The sequence below is a fragment of the Streptomyces sp. NPDC023527 genome, from assembly GCF_055560115.1.
In genome coordinates, this window is sequence record NZ_JBVHJJ010000010.1 from 231,894 (window position 1) to 249,206 (window position 17,313).

At 72.0% G+C, this 17,313-nt stretch carries 13 protein-coding genes; 9 read left to right on the forward strand and 4 right to left on the reverse strand.

The window, feature by feature from the left end:
- Positions 1-5: 5 nt before the first annotated feature.
- On the reverse strand, positions 6-1,301 hold the full coding sequence (locus ACZ303_RS21275; RefSeq protein ID WP_467341209.1) for an ABC transporter substrate-binding protein: 1,296 nt from the start codon (positions 1,299-1,301) through the stop codon (positions 6-8).
- Between the two features lie 169 nt (positions 1,302-1,470).
- On the opposite strand from ACZ303_RS21275, the gene ACZ303_RS21280 reads away from it, so the two are divergent.
- From ACZ303_RS21280 to ACZ303_RS21295, 4 genes are all read left to right on the forward strand, one after another.
- Entirely contained in the window at positions 1,471-2,532 is a 1,062-nt protein-coding gene (locus ACZ303_RS21280; protein WP_467341211.1) for a LacI family DNA-binding transcriptional regulator, read from the forward strand.
- Positions 2,533-2,857: 325 nt separating this feature from the next.
- Complete coding sequence (locus tag ACZ303_RS21285) at positions 2,858-3,856, forward strand: NADPH:quinone oxidoreductase family protein (protein ID WP_467341213.1); 999 nt, start codon at positions 2,858-2,860, stop codon at positions 3,854-3,856.
- Positions 3,853-5,067 (forward strand): acyl-CoA dehydrogenase family protein, encoded by a 1,215-nt coding sequence (locus tag ACZ303_RS21290; RefSeq protein ID WP_467341215.1) that lies wholly within the window; start codon positions 3,853-3,855, stop codon positions 5,065-5,067. Before ACZ303_RS21285 ends, ACZ303_RS21290 begins: the two co-directional genes overlap by 4 nt.
- A complete protein-coding gene (locus ACZ303_RS21295; RefSeq protein WP_467341217.1) occupies positions 5,064-6,194 on the forward strand; it encodes an acyl-CoA dehydrogenase family protein in 1,131 nt (376 codons plus the stop codon). Before ACZ303_RS21290 ends, ACZ303_RS21295 begins: the two co-directional genes overlap by 4 nt.
- Positions 6,195-6,319: 125 nt before the next feature.
- On the opposite strand, the gene ACZ303_RS21300 is transcribed toward ACZ303_RS21295, so the two are convergent.
- Positions 6,320-7,279 carry an HNH endonuclease gene (locus ACZ303_RS21300; RefSeq protein WP_467341219.1) on the reverse strand — a complete coding sequence of 320 codons (960 nt, stop codon included), beginning with the start codon at positions 7,277-7,279 and terminating at the stop codon, positions 6,320-6,322.
- Positions 7,280-7,744: 465 nt separating this feature from the next.
- Between ACZ303_RS21300 and ACZ303_RS21305 the strand changes: the two genes are divergently transcribed.
- The 5 genes from ACZ303_RS21305 to ACZ303_RS21325 are packed head-to-tail and all read left to right on the forward strand — an operon-like array spanning position 7,745 to position 12,826.
- Entirely contained in the window at positions 7,745-9,352 is a 1,608-nt protein-coding gene (locus ACZ303_RS21305) for an ABC transporter substrate-binding protein (RefSeq protein WP_467341405.1), read from the forward strand.
- A 23-nt stretch (positions 9,353-9,375) separates the two neighbouring features.
- Positions 9,376-10,341 (forward strand): ABC transporter permease, encoded by a 966-nt coding sequence (locus tag ACZ303_RS21310; protein ID WP_467341221.1) that lies wholly within the window; start codon positions 9,376-9,378, stop codon positions 10,339-10,341.
- Positions 10,334-11,170, forward strand: a complete 837-nt coding sequence (locus tag ACZ303_RS21315; protein ID WP_467341223.1) for an ABC transporter permease — start codon at positions 10,334-10,336, stop codon at positions 11,168-11,170. Before ACZ303_RS21310 ends, ACZ303_RS21315 begins: the two co-directional genes overlap by 8 nt.
- Entirely contained in the window at positions 11,167-12,177 is a 1,011-nt protein-coding gene (locus ACZ303_RS21320; protein ID WP_467341226.1) for an ABC transporter ATP-binding protein, read from the forward strand. The genes ACZ303_RS21315 and ACZ303_RS21320 overlap by 4 nt, the downstream gene beginning before the upstream one ends.
- Positions 12,170-12,826 (forward strand): ABC transporter ATP-binding protein, encoded by a 657-nt coding sequence (locus ACZ303_RS21325; protein ID WP_467341228.1) that lies wholly within the window; start codon positions 12,170-12,172, stop codon positions 12,824-12,826. The genes ACZ303_RS21320 and ACZ303_RS21325 overlap by 8 nt, the downstream gene beginning before the upstream one ends.
- 31 nt (positions 12,827-12,857) lie before the next feature.
- Here ACZ303_RS21325 and ACZ303_RS21330 read toward each other — a convergent pair whose 3' ends face one another.
- On the reverse strand, positions 12,858-13,757 hold the full coding sequence (locus ACZ303_RS21330; RefSeq protein WP_467341230.1) for a DMT family transporter: 900 nt from the start codon (positions 13,755-13,757) through the stop codon (positions 12,858-12,860).
- 180 nt (positions 13,758-13,937) lie between these two features.
- Positions 13,938-17,312 carry a bifunctional lysylphosphatidylglycerol synthetase/lysine--tRNA ligase LysX gene (gene lysX / locus ACZ303_RS21335; RefSeq protein ID WP_467341232.1) on the reverse strand — a complete coding sequence of 1,125 codons (3,375 nt, stop codon included), beginning with the start codon at positions 17,310-17,312 and terminating at the stop codon, positions 13,938-13,940.
- Between the last annotated feature and the right edge of the window lies 1 nt (position 17,313).

Sequence of the window (17,313 nt, forward strand, 5' to 3'; positions counted from 1 at the left end):
GCCGGTCAGCTCCGCTCCAGGAGCTTGTCGCTCCGAGCGGCGGCGTCGTCGAGCGCCTGCCGGGGCGACTTCTTGCCCTGGAGCGCCTTGGCGACCTCGTTCTTGAGCACGACCTTCATCTCGTCGCTCATCACCACGGGCGTGTAGTTGACCGCGCCCTTGAGTGCCCTCGCCGAGGCCACCCGCACCCGGCCCTCGTCGGTGCCGTCGTCCTTCGTCCAGTACGGGTCGTCCAGCGAGCCCTTGGTGCTGGGGAAGACGGTGACCTTGTGGGCGAACGCCTCCTGGTTCCCGCGGTCCGTGACGAAGTGCGCGAAGGCGATGGCGGCCGCCTTGTGCCGGCTCTGTTCGTTGACGGCCAGACCCATCACATACATATTCGGCTTGCCGGTGTTGTTCGGCGCGTCGGTGATTCCGAGATTCCGATAGAGGCCGGGCGCGTTCTTCTTGAACGTCTCCAGGTCGTGGGCGTTGCCCGGATTGATGGCGACCTTCTGCTCCAGGAATTTCTGGCCGGATTTCTCGGGCGTGTTGGTGAGCGCCTGCGGATCGAGGCCGCCGTGTTCGTAGAGCTCCTTGTACTTGGTCAGCAGCTCGACGCCCTTGGGCTCGTTGTAGGTGAAGCGGGTGGCGTCCGCGTTCATCAGCTTCACGCCGTAACGGCCGAAGTCCTCGATGGACGGGGTGCCCGCCAGGGTCGCGGTCTTCCCGCCGGACTTCTTCGCCATCGTGGCCGCGGCGGCGAACAGCTCGTCGTAACTCTTCGGCGGCTTCTCCGGGTCCAGCCCGGCCTGCCGGAAGAGGGCCTTGTTGTAGAAGAGCGGGCCGGTGTTGAGATACCAGGGGAAGGCGTACGAACCGTCCAGTCCGGGCAGCGTGTTGCCCTGCCAGGCCTCCGCCGTGTACTCGCCCTTGAACCCGGCGGCGGCCTTCTCCTTGTCGAGGTTCATCAGCACCCCGGCCTTGGCCAGCGGATACGACAGATCCGGCGAGACATTGACGACATCGGGCAGGGTGCCGGCGCCGGCGTCCGCGCTGAGCTTGTCCGCGTAGTTCTCGGCGGGCTGGTCGAGCCATTTGACCTTGACGTCCGGGTTCCGCTTCTCGAATTCGCCGACCAGGCCGTCGAAGTAGTCCTTGAACCTGCCGCGCAGATTCCAGGTCTGGAAGGTGATGCTGCCCTCGGCCTTGCCGTCCCCGGTGTTCCCCCCTCCTCCCTCGCCCCCGCCGGAACCGCAAGCGGCGAGCAACAGCACGGAAGCGAGGAGCGGGACGGTGGCGGCTCTACGGGATGCGGGCATGGCCGGCGGAACTCCTTCGGACGGACGGGGGAGACAGGACTCGTACGAGGAGGAGCGCAACAAAAACTGCACCCGTCGCCGGGTCAAGTCAATACTTCCGCCGCGCGCTAATGCGCTTTAGTCTGCTGCCAGTTGCCGCGAACCGGCACGACTCGGCCGAAGGGGAGCCATGCGCCGCACACCGGCCCGCCGCCCGACGATGAAGGACATCGCGCGCCGTGCGGGCGTCTCGGAGAGCGCGGTGTCCTTCGCCCTCAACGGCCGTCCCGGGGTCTCCGAGGCGACCCGCGCGCGGGTCCGCCGCGTCGCCGAACAGCTCGGCTGGCAGCCCAGCGCCGCCGCCCGCGCCCTGTCCGGCGAGGGCTCGGCGACGGTCGGACTGGTCCTCGCCCGTCCCGCCCGCACGCTGGGTGTCGAGTCGTTCTTCCTCCAACTGGTCTCCGGCGTCCAGGAAGCGCTCGCGGTCCGCCGCCTCGGACTGCTCTTCCAAGTGGTGGAGGACCTCGACGCCGAGTGCGCCGTCTACCGCCGCTGGTGGGCCGAGCACCGCGTCGACGGCCTCCTCGTCGTCGACCCCCGCGCCGCCGACCCCCGCCCTGCCCTGCTGGACGAACTGGGCCTGCCCGCCGTGGTCATCGGCGCCCTCGACGACGACGGCGCCCCCCACCACGCGATATCCAACCTCTGGGCGGACGACACGGACGCGATGACCTCCGTCGTCGGCCACCTGTACGAGCTCGGGCACCGCCGCATCACCCACATCGCGGGCCTGCCCGAACTCGCCCACACCCGCCGCCGCATGGCCTGCCTGCGCGCCGAGGCCACCCGGCGCGGCCTGCCGGACACCACCTCCGTGACCACCGACTACTCCGACGCCCAGGGCGCCGAGGCGACCCGCCGGGTGCTGGCGGCGCCACGCCCGCCGACGGCGATCGTCTACGACAACGACGTGATGGCGGTGGCGGGCCTGGCCGTCGCGGCGGAGCGCGGCGTGCGCGTACCGGACGACCTGTCCATCGTCGCCTGGGACGACTCGGTCCTCTGCCGCAGCACCCACCCGCCCCTGACGGCCCTGACCCGCGACACGGCGACCTTCGGCAGAAACGCAACGGAACACCTCCTGTCCCTCCTGGACGGCAACGCCCCCATACGCGTCCGGACGACGACCCCGCGCCTTGCTTCCCGCGAGTCGACGGGCGGGGTGTGGACGTCTCCTCGACGGGGCGTTTGAGGAGGGGTACCGAGGTCGCAGGGCAGCCTCGTCGTTCAGGGCCGCCCACTCCCTAAAGGCCGGGCCGGGTGCCACCCCCACCCCCAGCCCCTCCGGCGATTGAGGAGGCCCGCCGAGGCGCGCGGTGGCGTGACACCCAAGCCCGTACGCCAAGCCCGTACAACAACCCTGAACCCAAGCCGCCCTCCCAAGCCCGTCCGGCGATTGAGGACACCCCCCGAACAACCCCCGAAAGCCCCCTGTCGCCGACCTTACCGACCGCTTAGTATGCGATCGGCAACGCCAACGGCAACGGCAACCGCAACCGAACCCCACGGAGCCCCCCATGAAGGCATGGCGAGTGCACGAAACCGGCGAACCCCGCACCGTGATGCGCCTACAGGACACCCCGGACCCCATCCCCGCCCCCGGCCAACTCCTCCTCCGCGTCCTGGCCGCGAACGTCAACTTCCCCGACGCCCTCCTCTGCCGAGGCCAGTACCAGACCCGCCCGCCCCTCCCCTTCACCCCCGGCGTGGAGATCTGCGGCGAGGTCATCGCCCTCGGAGAGGGCGCCCCCGGCACCGAAGGCGCCCGCGTCCTGGCCCAACCACCCCTACCCACCGGCGGATTCGCCGAGCGCACGGTCGTCGACGCCCGCACCGTCCTGCCCGCCCCCGAGCCACTGGACGACGCACAGGCGGCCGCCCTGCACATCGGGTACCAGACAGGCTGGTTCGGCCTGCACCGCAGGGCCCGCCTCCAGCCCGGCGAGACCCTGCTCGTCCACGCCGCCGCCGGCGGCGTCGGCAGCGCGGCCGTCCAGCTCGGCAAGGCCGCAGGGGCCACCGTCATCGGCGTGGCGGGCGGCCCCGAAAAGACCCGCGTCGCCCGGGAACTCGGCTGTGACCTGGTCCTCGACCGCCACACCGACGACATCGTCGCGGCCGTCAAGGAAGCCACCGGCGGCCGCGGCGCGGACGTGGTCTACGACCCGGTCGGCGGCGACGCCTACACCCAGTCCACCAAGTGCGTCGCCTTCGAAGGCCGCATCGTGGTCGTCGGCTTCGCGAGCGGTACGATCCCCAGCGCCGCCCTCAACCACGCCCTGGTGAAGAACTACACGATCCTGGGCCTGCACTGGGGCCTGTACAACACCAAGGACCCGGCCGCCGTCCGCGCCTGCCACGACGAGCTGACGAAGCTCGCCGCGCGCGGCGCGATCCGGCCGCTCGTCAGCGAGCGCGTACCGCTGGCGGCCGCCGCCGACGCCGTACAGCGCGTAGCCGACGGCCGGACCACCGGCCGCGTCGTCGTCATCCCCGGCGAGGAGCCCACCCGATGAACGCCACCGACGCCACCGGAGCCACCGGAACCCCCGACGCCGACGGACTGCGCGACCGCGTCGCCGCACTCCTCGCCGCCCATGACCCCGCCACCACCGACCGCCTCGACTTCCTGCGCGCCCGCTTCGACGCCGGACTCGCCTGGATCCACTTCCCCGAAGGACTCGGCGGACTTGGCGCGCCCCCCTCCCTCCAGCCGGTGGTGAACGCCGCCCTGGACGCGGCCGGCGCCCCCGACAACGACCCCCGCCGCATCGGCATCGGCCTCGGCATGGCCGCCCCCACGATCCTCCAGTACGGCACGGAGGAGCAGCGGCGACGCTTCCTGCGCCCCCTGTGGACCGGCGAGGAGGTGTGGTGCCAGCTCTTCAGCGAACCGGGCGCCGGCTCCGACCTGGCCGCGCTCGCCACCCGCGCCGTACGCGACGGCGACGACTGGACCGTGGACGGCCAGAAGGTGTGGACCTCCAGCGCCCACCTCGCCCGCTGGGCGATCCTGCTGGCCCGTACCGACCCCGCCGTGCCCAAGCACCGCGGCCTGACCTACTTCGTCTGTGACATGACCGCGCCGGGCGTGGAGGTGCGGCCGCTGCGCCAGATCACCGGCGAGGCGGAGTTCAACGAGGTCTTCCTGACCGGCGTACGCGTACCCGACACACACCGCCTGGGCGACGTCGGCGACGGCTGGCGGGTCGCGCAGACCACGCTGATGAACGAGCGCGTCGCCATCGGCGCCACCCAACTGCCCCGCGAGGGCGGCATGATCGGCATCGTCGCCGACACCTGGCGCCGCCGCCCCGAGCTGCGCACCCACGACCTCCACCAGCGGCTGCTGAGGCTGTGGGTGGACGCGGAGGTCGCCCGCCTCACCGGCGAACGCCTCCGCCAGCAGCTGAAGCGCGGCCGGCCCGGACCGGAGGGCTCGGGCATGAAGCTGTCCTTCGCCCGCCTCAACCAGGAGATCAGCGGTCTGGAGGTGGAGTTGCTGGCCGAAGAGGGCCTGACGTACGGCGACTGGACCATGACCAGGCCCGAACTGGTCGACTTCACCGGCCGCGACGCCGGCTACCGCTATCTGCGCGCCAAGGGCAACTCCATCGAGGGCGGCACCTCCGAGGTCCTGCTCAACATCATCGCCGAGCGCGTCCTGGGCCTGCCGCCCGAGCCCCGCACCGACAAGGACCTGCCCTGGAAGGACCTGCCCCGATGACACCGGACCTGCTGTACTCCGAGGCCGAGGACGACCTGCGCGCGGCCGTCCGTTCGCTGCTCGCCGACCGCGGCGCCCCCACGTCCGTACTCGCCGGGGCCGAGAACGGCCGCCCGCACGACCCCGGGCTCTGGCAGTCCCTGGCCGTCGGCATCGGGGCGGCCGGGCTGCTCGTACCCGACAAGCTCGGCGGTCAGGGCGCGACCGCCCGCGAGGCCGCCGTCGTCCTGGAGGAACTGGGCCGCTCCGTCGCCCCCGTGCCCTACCTCACCAGCGCCGTCCTGGCCGTCACCACCCTGCTGGCCTGTGACACCGCCGACCCGGAGATCGCCGCACCCCTCACCGCCCTCGCCGAGGGCCGCCGGATCGGCGCGCTCGCCGTCCCCCTGCCCACCGCCCCCGGCACCCGCCCGCCGGAGACCGTACGAGCCGACGCCACCGGTGCCGGGCGGGCCCTGCTGACCGGAGAGGTCACCGCCGTCGCCGGCGCGGCCGGCGCCGACCTGCTGCTCGTCCCCACCGACCGCGGCCTGTACGCGGTGACCGCCGACGCGGAGGGTGTCGAGGTCACCCCTCTCACCCCGCTCGACCTCACCCGGCCGATCGCCCGGCTCACCCTCACCGACGCCCCGGCCACCCTCCTCGCCGAACCCGCCCGGGCCCGTACCGCCGTCGACACCGCCCTGCTCACCGGCGCCGGACTCCTCGCCTCGGAACAGCTCGGCATCGCGGACTGGTGCCTGACGGAAACCGTTCGCTATACCAGCGATCGCAAACAGTTCGCCCGCCCCGTCGGCTCCTTCCAGGCCCTCAAACACCGCCTGGCCGCCCTATGGCTCGACATCGCCCAGGCCAGGGCAGCCGCCCGCAACGCCGCCGACGCACTCGCCACCGGCGCCCCCGACACACAGCTCGCGGTCGCCGTCGCCCAGGCGTACTGCGGCGAGGTCGCGGTCCGCGCGGCCGAGGAGTGCGTACAACTCCACGGAGGCATCGGCATGACCTGGGAACACCCCGCCCACCTCTACCTCAAACGCGCCAAGGCCGACGAACTCACCCTGGGCACCCCCGGCCACCACCGCGAAACCCTGTCCCACCTGACAGACCTGCCCGCCCCGGAACGCTGATCACCTACTTCGCGGCCTAGGCGACGCTAGGCGATCGGCCGGGTGAGCACCGCAGCGAATGTGGCGGCATTATTGGCTCTGGGGTGGCCGCTTGTTAAGTGGCCCTTCTTCGTCACAGCGAGCCCTTATTCGCCGGCTTTCTGCGTGGGCAGGGCGGGCTGTGCGATGGATCGGTGCATCTCCCAGTGCTTGCTCAGCCACTTCTCGTGGTCGGCTGCGATCGTGACGGCCAGCGGTGCGCCGTGTAGCTTGGCGTAGTCCGGATAGGGCTTGAGCTCGTTCGACAAGTCCAAGGTCTTGGTTCGCGGGTCTATGGCGATCAGGCCAAGGTCGAAGAGGCGGTGCAGGTCGCGCCGCAGCAACAGTCCGCCGCCTTTGTGGTGTTTGCCGTTGGCGGCGTAGCTGTAAAGATGGGCCGCTTCCAGGGCCTGCGCGGGAGCCGCTCCGGTGAACGCGCAGGTCTCTTCGAAGACGCTCAACAGGTGTTTGCGGAAAGCGGACTGTCCTTTGCGGACGCGGATGGTGGCCTGTCCGTGGCCGCCGGTGATGACCTCGCGGGTGGTTTCGATGATGCGCAAGGGAAGCGGGACGTCGCCGTGGGTGAGCGCGTGCTGGAAGTCATCCCAACGCAATTCCCGCAGGCTCAGCTGTGAGCCGGGATGAACACACAGTGCCCGTAGTTCGACGGCGGTCAACGCGCCGCGTGCGGAGAGCCAGCCGGCCTCATGGCGGCTGCGATAGGTGGTGACATTCTTCCGCTTCCACCCGGCCTGGGCATCCTCGTGCTTGCAATCCTGGTTCCAACACACGTACCGCGGCATCTTCTTCTTGCGCTCGGCTACGTCAGCCTTACCGCATTTCAGACAGTACGGGGTCTCCTTCTCGGCCTCGCCGACCTCGATGTCCTCGATTACGGACAGGCCCAGCAGTTCGTTGCCATCCCACAGGACGATCTCGTCACCAAGGTGGAGGTTGCCGGAGTTCGCGACCGTGCTGTCCCAGCTGTAGTGGGTCGAGGGATGGTCGTCATAACCCTCGCTCACCCGCTTGCGCTCTGCCTTCGCCAACACCAACCATGCCGCCATGAAGCTCCTCCCATAGCTAGATCAGCACGCAGGCGTGGTGAGAGGCCACGCCGCACAACGCTTGTGATCAACGTACCGGGCGCCACTGACAATCCCCGCCGGCTGCTTCGCCCACCCATGCGGCCGCTCCATCTCCTGACCCACTGCCCCAGTGAAGGCCTTCAAGAACGTCGGGGATCGCACGCAGTGAGGTGGTCGATTCGCTGATGCTGTGCGCCCCACGTGTGGCGGCCCGGGCGTCTCCCGGACGAGATCTTCGGGGCCAGGGACGCCTCACCTCCCGGTAGGGCTGGCCCGCCCCGGTGCGGTGGCTACCGGAGCCCTGCTCCCGTGCCCGCTCTCACCGCCTGACCTGCGCACTCACAGCCCCGGACCGCGCTCGCACCGTTGCGTCAGGTTTAATTGCGAGTGATTTGCAAAAGCATTTGATCGTGAAGAAGTGGGCAAGTGAGCAGGGGTGTGGGCATGACGGCCCGGTCCATACGGGGAGTGGCCGCCACGGCCATGGCAGGCGTACTGGCGGCGGGCGCGGTGGCCTGTTCGACGCCCGGGGGCGGGGGCGGCGGCGCGAAGGACTCCCTCGTCGTCGGTCTCGCCAATGAGCCCGAGACCCTCAGCCCCCTCCTCGGCTACGGCAAGGACGGCAACTCCAAGATCTTCGACGGGCTGCTCCGCCGCGACGCCGCGATGAAGCTCCAGCCCGCCCTGGCCGCCGCCCTCCCGACGGTCGGCGACGACGGCCGGACGTACACGTACAAGCTCCGCCACGGGGTGAAGTTCAGCGACGGCAAGCCCTTCGGCGCCAAGGACGTCGTCTTCACGTACCGCACCATCCTCGACGAGAAGACCAACAACGCCGCGAAGGGCGAACTCGACGCCATCGACCGGGTCACCGCCGACGGCGACGACACGGTCGCCTTCAAGCTGAAGTACCCCTACGCCCCCTTCGCCGAGCGCACCGTCCTGCCCATCGCCCCCGAGCACGTGGCCAAGGGCCAGGACGTCAACACCGGCTCCTTCAACACCGCCCCGATCGGCACCGGCCCGTACGTCCTGACCGGCTGGAGCAAGGGCGAGAAGCTGAACTTCAAGGCCAACCCCGACTACTGGGCCGGAGAGCCGAAGATCAAGAAGCTCACGATGGCGATCATCAAGGACGACGACGTCCGCGCCACCCGGCTGCGCTCCGGCGACCTCGACGGTGCCATCCTGCCGCCCAACCTCGCCAAGGGCTTCAAGGGCGACACGTCCAAACTGACCGTCACCGCCCGCACCACCGACTTCCGCGGCGTGACGCTGCCGACCGCGGGCAAGGTCACCGGCGACATCGCCGTGCGCCGCGCCCTCGACCTCGCCGTCGACCGCGAGGCGATGGTCGACAAGCTCCTCGACGGCGCGGGCAAGGCCGGTTACGGTCCCGTCCCCACCGACAGCGAGTGGTTCGCCAAGGGCACCGAGCGCCCCCACGACCTCGGCCGGGCCAAGAAGCTCCTCGACGAGGCGGGCTGGAAGCCCGGCGGGGACGGCGTCCGGGAGAAGGACGGACAGCGCGCCGCCTTCACCCTCTGGTTCCCCGCCGGTGACAAGCTGCGCGAGGAGCACGCCCTCGCCTTCGCCTCCGACGCCAAGAAGGCCGGTGTCGAGGTCAAGGTGCAGAGCGGCACCTGGGAGGTCATCGAACCGCGCATGAAGGACGACGCGGTCCTCGCCGGCGGCGGAAACCCCGCCGACCCCGACTTCGACCTCTACAACCTCCTGCACTCCTCCCTCGCCCTCGACGGCTTCAACAACATGGCCGCCTACGCCGACCCGGACGCCGACAAGGCCCTGGAGGAAGGCCGCCGCAGCGGCGACAAGGGCGCCCGCAAGGCCGCGTACGACAAGGTCCAGCGCGCCCTCGCCGACAACCCCGGCTACACCTTCCTCACCCACGTCGACCACCTCTATGTCATGAACGACGACTGGCAGGGCATCACCACCCAGGTCGAACCCCACGACCACGGCCTCGGCGCCGGCCCGTGGTGGAACGTCGAGACCTGGCAGCCGAAGCAGCCGAAGCAGCCGAAGAAGTGACCGCCCGGCTTCCCTGGGGGCCGATGGCACGCATGACGGGACGGCGGCTGCTCGCCGCCGTCCCCGTCCTCGCCGTCGTCACCTTCGGCGTCTTCGCCGTCGCCGCCGCCTCGCCCTTCGACCCCGCGCGGGCGTACGCCGGCTCCGCCGGGCTCGGCGCCGGCCGGGGCGTCCTCGACCAGCTGCGGGACAACCTCGGCGCCGACCGGCCGTTCGTCGCCCGCTGGTGGGACTGGCTCACCGCCGCCCTCACCGGCGACCTCGGCGACTCCACCTCCCTGCGCCAGCCCGTCGCCGACGTCATCGGCGACCGCGTCGGCTGGTCCGCCCTGCTGTGCGCCGTCGCCTTCACGCTGGCCGTGACCGTCGGCACGGCGCTGGGCGTGCTCGCCGCACGCCGCCGGGGCGGCCTCTTCGACCGGGCCGTCACCTCCCTGGCGTACGCGCTCGAAGCCGCCCCGCCCTTCTGGCTCGGACTGCTCGCGATCTGGTTCTTCGCCCTCAAGCTCGATGCGCTGCCGGCCGGCGGACTCACCGACACCGGCAGCGACGTCGCCACGGCCGGGCAGATCGCCTCGCACATCGTCCTGCCCGCCCTGGTACTCGCCGTCTCCCAGCTGCCGTGGTTCGTCCTGTACGTACGCCAAGGCGTCGGCGACGCGCTGGAGGAGGACCCCGTGCGCGGCGCCCGCGCCCGCGGCCTGCGCGAACGCACCGTCCTCCTCGGCCACGCCCTGCGCTCCGGGCTGCTGCCCGTCCTCACGCTCATCGGCTCCCGGGTACCCGAACTGATCACGGGCGCGCTGCTCGTGGAGACCGTCTTCAGCTGGCCCGGCATCGCCTCCGCCACCGTCGAGGCCGCCACGAAGGTCGACTTTCCGCTCCTGGCGGCCCTGACCGTGCTGGCCACCGCCGCGGTCCTGATCGGCAACCTGCTCTCCGACCTGTTGTACGGACTGGCCGACCCCCGGGTGGGCTTCGATGGCTGAGCCGATCCGGCGCGGCATCCGCGCCCACGCGTCCACGGTCCTCGTCGCGGCCATCGTCCTCGGCGCGCTGCTGGTCCCCGTCCTCGTCCCGCTGGACGAACAGGCCGTCGACCTCGCCGCGAAGCTCCGGGCACCGAGCCCCGCCCACCCCTTCGGCACCGACGAGGTGGGCCGCGACCTGCTGCTGCGCTGCGTGCACGGGCTGCGGATCTCGCTGCTCGTCGGCGTCGTCGCGGCGCTCACCGCGACGGTCGTCGGCACGGCGGTCGGCGCACTGGCCGGAGCGCTCGGCGGCTGGGCGGACCGGATCCTGATGCGGACCGTCGACCTCTTCTCCTCCGTGCCGCACCTGCTGCTGGGCATCTTCATCGTGGCGATGTTCCGGCCCGGCGTCTGGCCGGTGATCGCCTCGGTCGCGCTCACCCACTGGCTGTCGACCGCGCGCATCGTCCGCGCCGAGATCCTGTCGCTGCGCTCCCGCCCGTACATCGACGCGGCCATCGCCGGCGGCTCCTCCCGATGGCGCGTCACCGTGCGCCACCTCCTGCCCGGCGTCCTGCCCCAGGCGGGGCTCGCGGCGGTACTGATGATCCCGCACGCGATCTGGCACGAGTCCGCGCTGTCCTTCCTGGGCCTGGGCCTGCCCACCCACCAGGCGAGCCTGGGCAACATGGTCCAGGCCGCCCGCGGCTCCCTCCTCGCCGGCGACTGGTGGCCCACCCTCTTCCCGGGTCTGTTCATCATCGTGCCCACCCTCGCCATCGCCGGACTGGCCGGTGCCTGGCGGGAACGGCTCAACCCCCGGCGCCGATCGGAGCTGACGCTGTGACGACGCACGAGCCGGCCCGCCCGGCGTTCGAGCACCGGGAGCCGGAGAACGGGGACCCCACGGGCGCACCGGCCCTCGACGTACGGGGTCTGTCCGTACGCTTCCGCATGCGCGGCGGACGGGACGTCGCCGCCGTCACCGACGTGACCTTCCGGCTCCGGCAAGGGGAGTGCCTCGCCCTCGTCGGCGAGAGCGGCTGCGGCAAGTCCGTGCTGGCCTCGGCCCTCCTGGGCCTGCTGCCCGGCAACGCGCGGACGTACGGCCACGCGTACGTCGACGGCCTCGACCTCCTCGCCGCCGACGAGCGCACGCTCTCCCGCACCGTACGGGGCCGCCGCGTCGGCCTCGTACCGCAGAGCCCGGCCGCGCACCTCACGCCCGTACGCACCGTGCGCTCGCAGCTGGCGGAGACGGTGCGGGAGCTGACCGGCGCCCGCAAGAGCGAGCTGTGCGACGCCGTCGAGGCCGCCGCCGAGCGGGCCGCGTTCCCTCTCGACCACCTCGACCGCCACCCCCACCAGCTCTCCGGCGGCCTCGCCCAGCGCGCGGCCACCGCCCTCGCGCTCGTCGGCGGCGCCCCGCTGCTGCTCGCCGACGAACCGACCACCGGCCTCGACCGCGACCTCGTCGAGCGCACGGTCGACGAACTGCGCCGCCACGCGGACGCCGGCCACGCCCTGCTGATGATCACCCATGACCTCGCGGCGGCCGAGCGCGTCGCCGACCGCGTCGCCGTGATGTACGCGGGCCGCATCGTCGAACTCACCGACGCCCACACCTTCTTCGGCACCCCCGGCCCCCGCCACCCCTACGCCCGAGGCCTGCTCGACGCCCTGCCCGAACGTGCCTTCACGCCCATCCCCGGCATGCCGCCCGAACTCGGCGACCTGCCCGACGGCTGCGCCTTCGCCGCCCGCTGCCCCCGCGCGAGCGGCGCCTGTGCCACGGTCCCGGCGCCGGCCGACGGCGTCGCCTGCCACCACCCGGAGGAGGCACCGCGTGCTTGAACTGACCGGAATCACCGCCGGCTACGACCGGCGCGCACCCGTCGTACGGGACGTGTCGCTGACCGTCGCCGCCGGTGAGGCCGTGGGGCTGCTCGGTCCGAGCGGCTGCGGCAAGTCCACGCTCGCCCGGGTGGCCGCGCTGCTGCACCGGCCCTACGCGGGCCGTGTCGTGCTCGACGGCGAGCCGGCCCACGGCTGGCGCCACCGCGCCCCGCGCGCGCAACGCACCGCCTGCGGTGTGGTGTTCCAGCAGCCCCGCCTGTCCGCGGACCCGCGCATGCGCCTCGCCGACCTGATCGCGGAACCCCTGCGAGCCACCGGCCGGCGCGACGAGGCGGCGGCCGCGGTGGGGGAGCTGGCCGCTCGTGTCGGCCTGTCGGAGCAGTTGCTGCGGCGGCGGCCGCACGAGGTCAGCGACGGCCAGTTGCAGCGCGCCTGCCTGGCGAGGGCCCTCGTACTGCGCCCGAACCGGCTGATCTGCGACGAGATGACGGCGATGCTGGACGCGTCGACGACGGCCGCGCTGGTGGCCGTCGTCGAGGAATACCGGGCGGAGACCGGCGCGGCGCTCCTGGCCGTGGGCCACGACCGCGTCCTGCTGGACCGCTGGTGCGACCGCACGGTGCGGTGGGAAGACCTGGCAGCCTGAGCGGACGGGAAGGAGCGGGGGAGGGAAACCCCTACCGGCGCCCGGCCTCGACCCGCACCCGCTCTGCCTTCCGCCCCGAAGCCACCACCGTGGACCGCCCCGCCCGGCGAACCGACGCCACAGCGACACCACCCAGCACCAGCACCCCACCCAGCACCGCGGTCACCGCGGGAACATTCCCCAACAGCACCGCGTCCAGAACAAGCGCCGCGACCGGCACCGCGTACAGCACCAGCGAAGCCGTGGACGCGGTCGAAGCCCGCAGCGCCCGCGACCACGTCCAGAACGCCATCGCCGTACAGCCCAGCCCCAGCCAGAGCACCGCCGCCGTGCGGTGCCCGTCGGCGGCCGCCACCTGCGCCACCGCGTCGGGCGCCGTGGCCAGCAGCGGAACGAGCCCGAAGAGGCTGCCGTAGAAGACGCACTCGGCGCCTGAATACCTGGTCAGCAACGGCTTCTGGAGCGCGAAGGACGTGGCCTGCGTCGCCGCCGCGGCCAGCACCATCAGTGCGCCCGTCGGCGAGCCGCTCCCGCTGCCCGTGGTGACCGCGACCAGCAGCGCGCCGCCGAGGGCGAGCCCCAGCCCCGCCAACCCCCGCCGACCGGGCCGGTCGCCGAGGAACGCCATGCCCAGGACGGTGGTGAAGACGGGCGACGCGGCGATGAGCATGGCCGCGGTACCCGCGTCGACACTCTCCTCACCCGCGCACAGCAGCACCTGATAGGCCGTCATGCCGGTGAGCCCGAAGGCCGCCATCCGCAGGGCGTCGCCCCGCCGGAGCCGGCCGATGCGCCCCAGCGCCAGGCACGGCAGGAGCAGGAGAACGGTGATCGCGATGCGCAGCAGGGCGATGGCGGCCGGCGAATAGTCCGGCAGCGCGATCTGGATCGCGGTGAACGCCGACCCCCACAGCACCGCTGTCGCGGCCATCGGAAGCCACGGGGTCGCCGCACGCTGTGCCGCCGTCATAAGAACACCACCAGCTCGGTCAGGGGCTGAGCGGCCAAATTAACAATCACCGACCTATAAGGCAAATAAAGAATTCTATCCACTTCTCAAAGGAATGCTTTGGGGAGATGGTGGTGCCGGGTTGTTTCTGCGGGTGGTTGGTCAGCGCCGCCGCACCAGCGGAAACGGCAGCGTCTCCCGGATCGACAGCCCCGTCAGGAACATCACCAGCCGGTCCACCCCGATCCCCAGCCCGCCCGTCGGCGGCATCGCGTACTCCAGGGCCCGCAGGAAGTCCTCGTCCAGCTCCATCGCCTCCGGGTCGCCGCCCGCCGCCAGCAGCGACTGCGCGGTCAGCCGCCGGCGCTGCTCGACGGGGTCGATCAGCTCGGAGTACGCCGTCCCCAGCTCCGTACCGAAGGCGACCAGGTCCCAGCGCTCGGCCAGGCGCGGATCGGTCCGGTGCGGGCGGGTGAGCGGCGAGACGTCGGTGGGGAAGTCCTTGTAGAAGACGGGCAGCCCCGTCCGCTCCTCGACCAGCCGCTCGTACATCTCCAGCACGATGTCCCCGCGCCCCTGCTCCGGCCGGTGCGGCACGCCCGCCGCGTCGCAGTGCCGGCGCAGCACCGTCACCGGCGTATCCGCGTCGACCACCTCGCCGAGCACCTCCGATACGGCGCCGTAGACGGTCTTGACCGGCCACGGCCCGGAGATGTCGTGCTCGACGAGCTTGCCCTGCCCGTCCGCCCGCAGCGCGACCGGCGAGCCGTGGGCGGCGACGGCCGCGCCCTGGATCAGCTCGCGGGTCAGGTCGAGCATCACGTCGTAGTCCGCGAACGCCTGATAGGCCTCGAGCATCGTGAATTCGGGATTGTGTTTGTACGAGACGCCCTCGTTGCGAAAGGTGCGGCCCATTTCGAAGACCTTCTCCATACCGCCCACGCACAGCCTTTTCAGATACAGCTCGGGCGCGATCCGCAAATACAGGTCGAGGTCGTAGGCGTTGATGTGGGTGGTGAACGGGCGGGCGTTCGCGCCGCCGTGGATCTGCTGGAGCATCGGCGTCTCGACCTCCAGATATCCGCGGTCGAGCAGCCCCTGGCGCAGCGCCTGCACGGCCGCGCTGCGGGCCCGTACGGTCTGCCGGGCCTCCGGCGAGACCGCCAGGTCCACGTAGCGCATCCGCACCCGCGCCTCCGGGTCGCTCAGTCCCCGGCGCTTGTCGGGCAGCGGGCGCAGGCACTTGGCGATCATGCGGCTGCGGGTGACGAAGACGGTCGGCTCGCCGTGGTCGGTGGTGCCCACCTCGCCCTCGGCCTCGATGTGGTCGCCGAGGTCGATGTGGCGGGCGAGGCGCCGCAGGCACTCCGGCCCCGAGTCCTGCCGGGTGAAGGTCAGTTGGAGATCGCCGGACCAGTCGCGGAGCACGGCGAACGCGACCCCGCCGTGGTGGCGGACCAGCAGGACCCGCCCGGCCACGGTCACCCGCTCGCCGGTACGGGCCGACGGCGCGAGGCCCGGGTGCGCGGCCCGTACGGAGGCCAGGGTGTGCGTGCGGCGGGCGTCGACCGGGTACGGGTCGACGCCCGCCTCCCGGAGCCGCTCCAGCTTCCGCCGCCGCACCCGCACCTGCTCGGGCAGGCCCGCGAGCTCGTCCCGCCCGGCCTCCTCGGCCGTGCCGCCGAAGCCCAGCTCCGACAGCGGCGGCAGCCCCGCCGTCGACGCGGGGCTCACGATGCCCCGGGGCCGCCGCCCACGGCTCCACAGCTGGCTCAGGCTCGGCACGGCGACGAAGCCCTCCGCGATGCCGGCGGCCAGCCCGATCCGGGCCAGGGCCCCGGCGTCGGCGTAGCACAGGAACCGCGGATGCCACTCGGGGTTGTACTTCACGTTCGAGCGGTAGAGCGCCTCCAGCTGCCACCACTTGGAGAGGAACAGCAGCAGCTTGCGCCACAGCCGCAGCACCGGTCCCGCGCCGATCCTCGCGCCCTCCTCGAACGCGGAGCGGAAGACGGCGAAGTTCAACGAGATCCGCTTGACGCCGAACCGGCCCGCCTGCGCGCACAGCTGGGCGACCATGAACTCCATGACACCGTTGGGCGCGGCGCGGTCGCGGCGCATCACATCGAGGGAGACCCCGTCGCGCCCCCAGGGCACGAACGACAACAGCGCGATCATCCGGTCCTCGCTGTCGAACGCCTCGACCAGCAGACAGTCGCCGTCGGCCGGATCGCCCAGCCGCCCCAGCGCCATCGAGAAACCGCGCTCGGTCTCGGTGTCCCGCCAGGCGTCCGCCCGGTGGATGACCTCGTGCATCTCCTCGTCGGAGAGCGCCGAGTGGCGCCGGATCCGGGTGGTCGCGCCCGTCCGCTCCACCCGGTTGACGGCCTGCCGGGTCACCCGCATCTCGCGGCCGTCCAGATCGAAGGCGGCGACCTGGAGGATCGCCTCGTCGCCCAGTTGCAGCGCGCCGAGGCCCGAGCGCGCGTACGCCTTGGCGCCCGCCTCGCTGGCGCCCATGACGGCGGGCTGCCAGCCGTAGCGGCCCGCGAGCTCCAGCCAGGCGTCGATCGCGGGGGTCCACGCCTCGGGATCGCCGAGCGGGTCGCCGGAGGCCAGGCAGACACCGGCCTCGACGCGGTAGGTGACGGCCGCCTTGCCGCTGGGGGAGAAGACGACGGCCTTGTCGCGGCGGGTCGCGAAGTAGCCGAGCGAGTCCAGGCCGCCGTAACGGCCGAGGAGGGCGCGGATGCGCGGCTCCTCGTCGTCGTGCAGGGCCGCTTCCAGGCGCTGCGAGCGGAAGAGCGTCATGGCGGCGTTGAGCAGCGCCAGCGCGCCGAACAGGCCGAGCAGGAAGTACAGCCAGGCCGGCGGGTGCCCGGTGAAGTGCCGTCCGCTGACGAGACCACCGCACACCTTGTTGGCGACGAACAGCAGCCGGTTGCCGCCACCGGGCTCCAGGCTGCCGGGGAACAGCGACACCAGGCCCCAGCCCAGCAGGATCGCCACGGCGAGCCCGGCCGCCAGCACGCCCAGGGCCCACAGGAACGCGCCGCGCCGCGACGCCGCGTAGAACTCCCGCCGGGCCAGGAACAGCAGCGTCATCGCGGCCGCGCACAGCACCAGCGAGGGGATCGCGTCCCAGTAGCCCACGGCGAGCAGCAGCGCGTCCGCGACCAGCAGGAGCGCGAGGTAGGCCAGGACGAACCAGAGCGTGACCCGCTTGCGGGCCGCCATCGCCGCGGCGAGGAGCAGCAGGAAGACGGCGTAGGCCAGGTTCGGTGCCGTCGGGACGGTCAGCGTGTCCAGCGCGTCGGTCAGCGGAGCCACCGCGCGCCGCAGCGGCATGATCAGCGAGGTGACCGCGCAGAAGACACCCAGCAGGGCGAAGAAGATCGCGAACCCGTTCGGCACCCGGTGCAGCAGCCGGACCCAGGCCGTGCCCGGGCCGCCCCTGCCGTCCGGGCCCTCTTCCGGCCGCCGCGCGACGGCGGGCCGGCCCGTGGTGTCCTGCGGGTCCGGGGCGGTGCGGCTCATT

Bases quoted from the DNA above. Each gene is read 5' to 3' on its own strand.
- ACZ303_RS21290 (WP_467341215.1), top strand. From the start codon at position 3,853: ATGAACGCCACCGACGCCACCGGAGCCACCGGAACCCCCGACGCCGAC.
- ACZ303_RS21280 (WP_467341211.1), top strand. From the start codon at position 1,471: ATGCGCCGCACACCGGCCCGCCGCCCGACGATGAAGGACATCGCGCGC.
- ACZ303_RS21285 (WP_467341213.1), top strand. From the start codon at position 2,858: ATGAAGGCATGGCGAGTGCACGAAACCGGCGAACCCCGCACCGTGATG.
- ACZ303_RS21300 (WP_467341219.1), bottom strand. From the start codon at position 7,279: ATGGCGGCATGGTTGGTGTTGGCGAAGGCAGAGCGCAAGCGGGTGAGC.
- ACZ303_RS21330 (WP_467341230.1), bottom strand. From the start codon at position 13,757: ATGGCCGCGACAGCGGTGCTGTGGGGGTCGGCGTTCACCGCGATCCAG.
- ACZ303_RS21310 (WP_467341221.1), top strand. From the start codon at position 9,376: ATGGCACGCATGACGGGACGGCGGCTGCTCGCCGCCGTCCCCGTCCTC.
- ACZ303_RS21305 (WP_467341405.1), top strand. From the start codon at position 7,745: ATGACGGCCCGGTCCATACGGGGAGTGGCCGCCACGGCCATGGCAGGC.
- ACZ303_RS21295 (WP_467341217.1), top strand. From the start codon at position 5,064: ATGACACCGGACCTGCTGTACTCCGAGGCCGAGGACGACCTGCGCGCG.
- ACZ303_RS21315 (WP_467341223.1), top strand. From the start codon at position 10,334: ATGGCTGAGCCGATCCGGCGCGGCATCCGCGCCCACGCGTCCACGGTC.
- lysX (WP_467341232.1), bottom strand. From the start codon at position 17,312: ATGAGCCGCACCGCCCCGGACCCGCAGGACACCACGGGCCGGCCCGCC.
- ACZ303_RS21275 (WP_467341209.1), bottom strand. From the start codon at position 1,301: ATGCCCGCATCCCGTAGAGCCGCCACCGTCCCGCTCCTCGCTTCCGTG.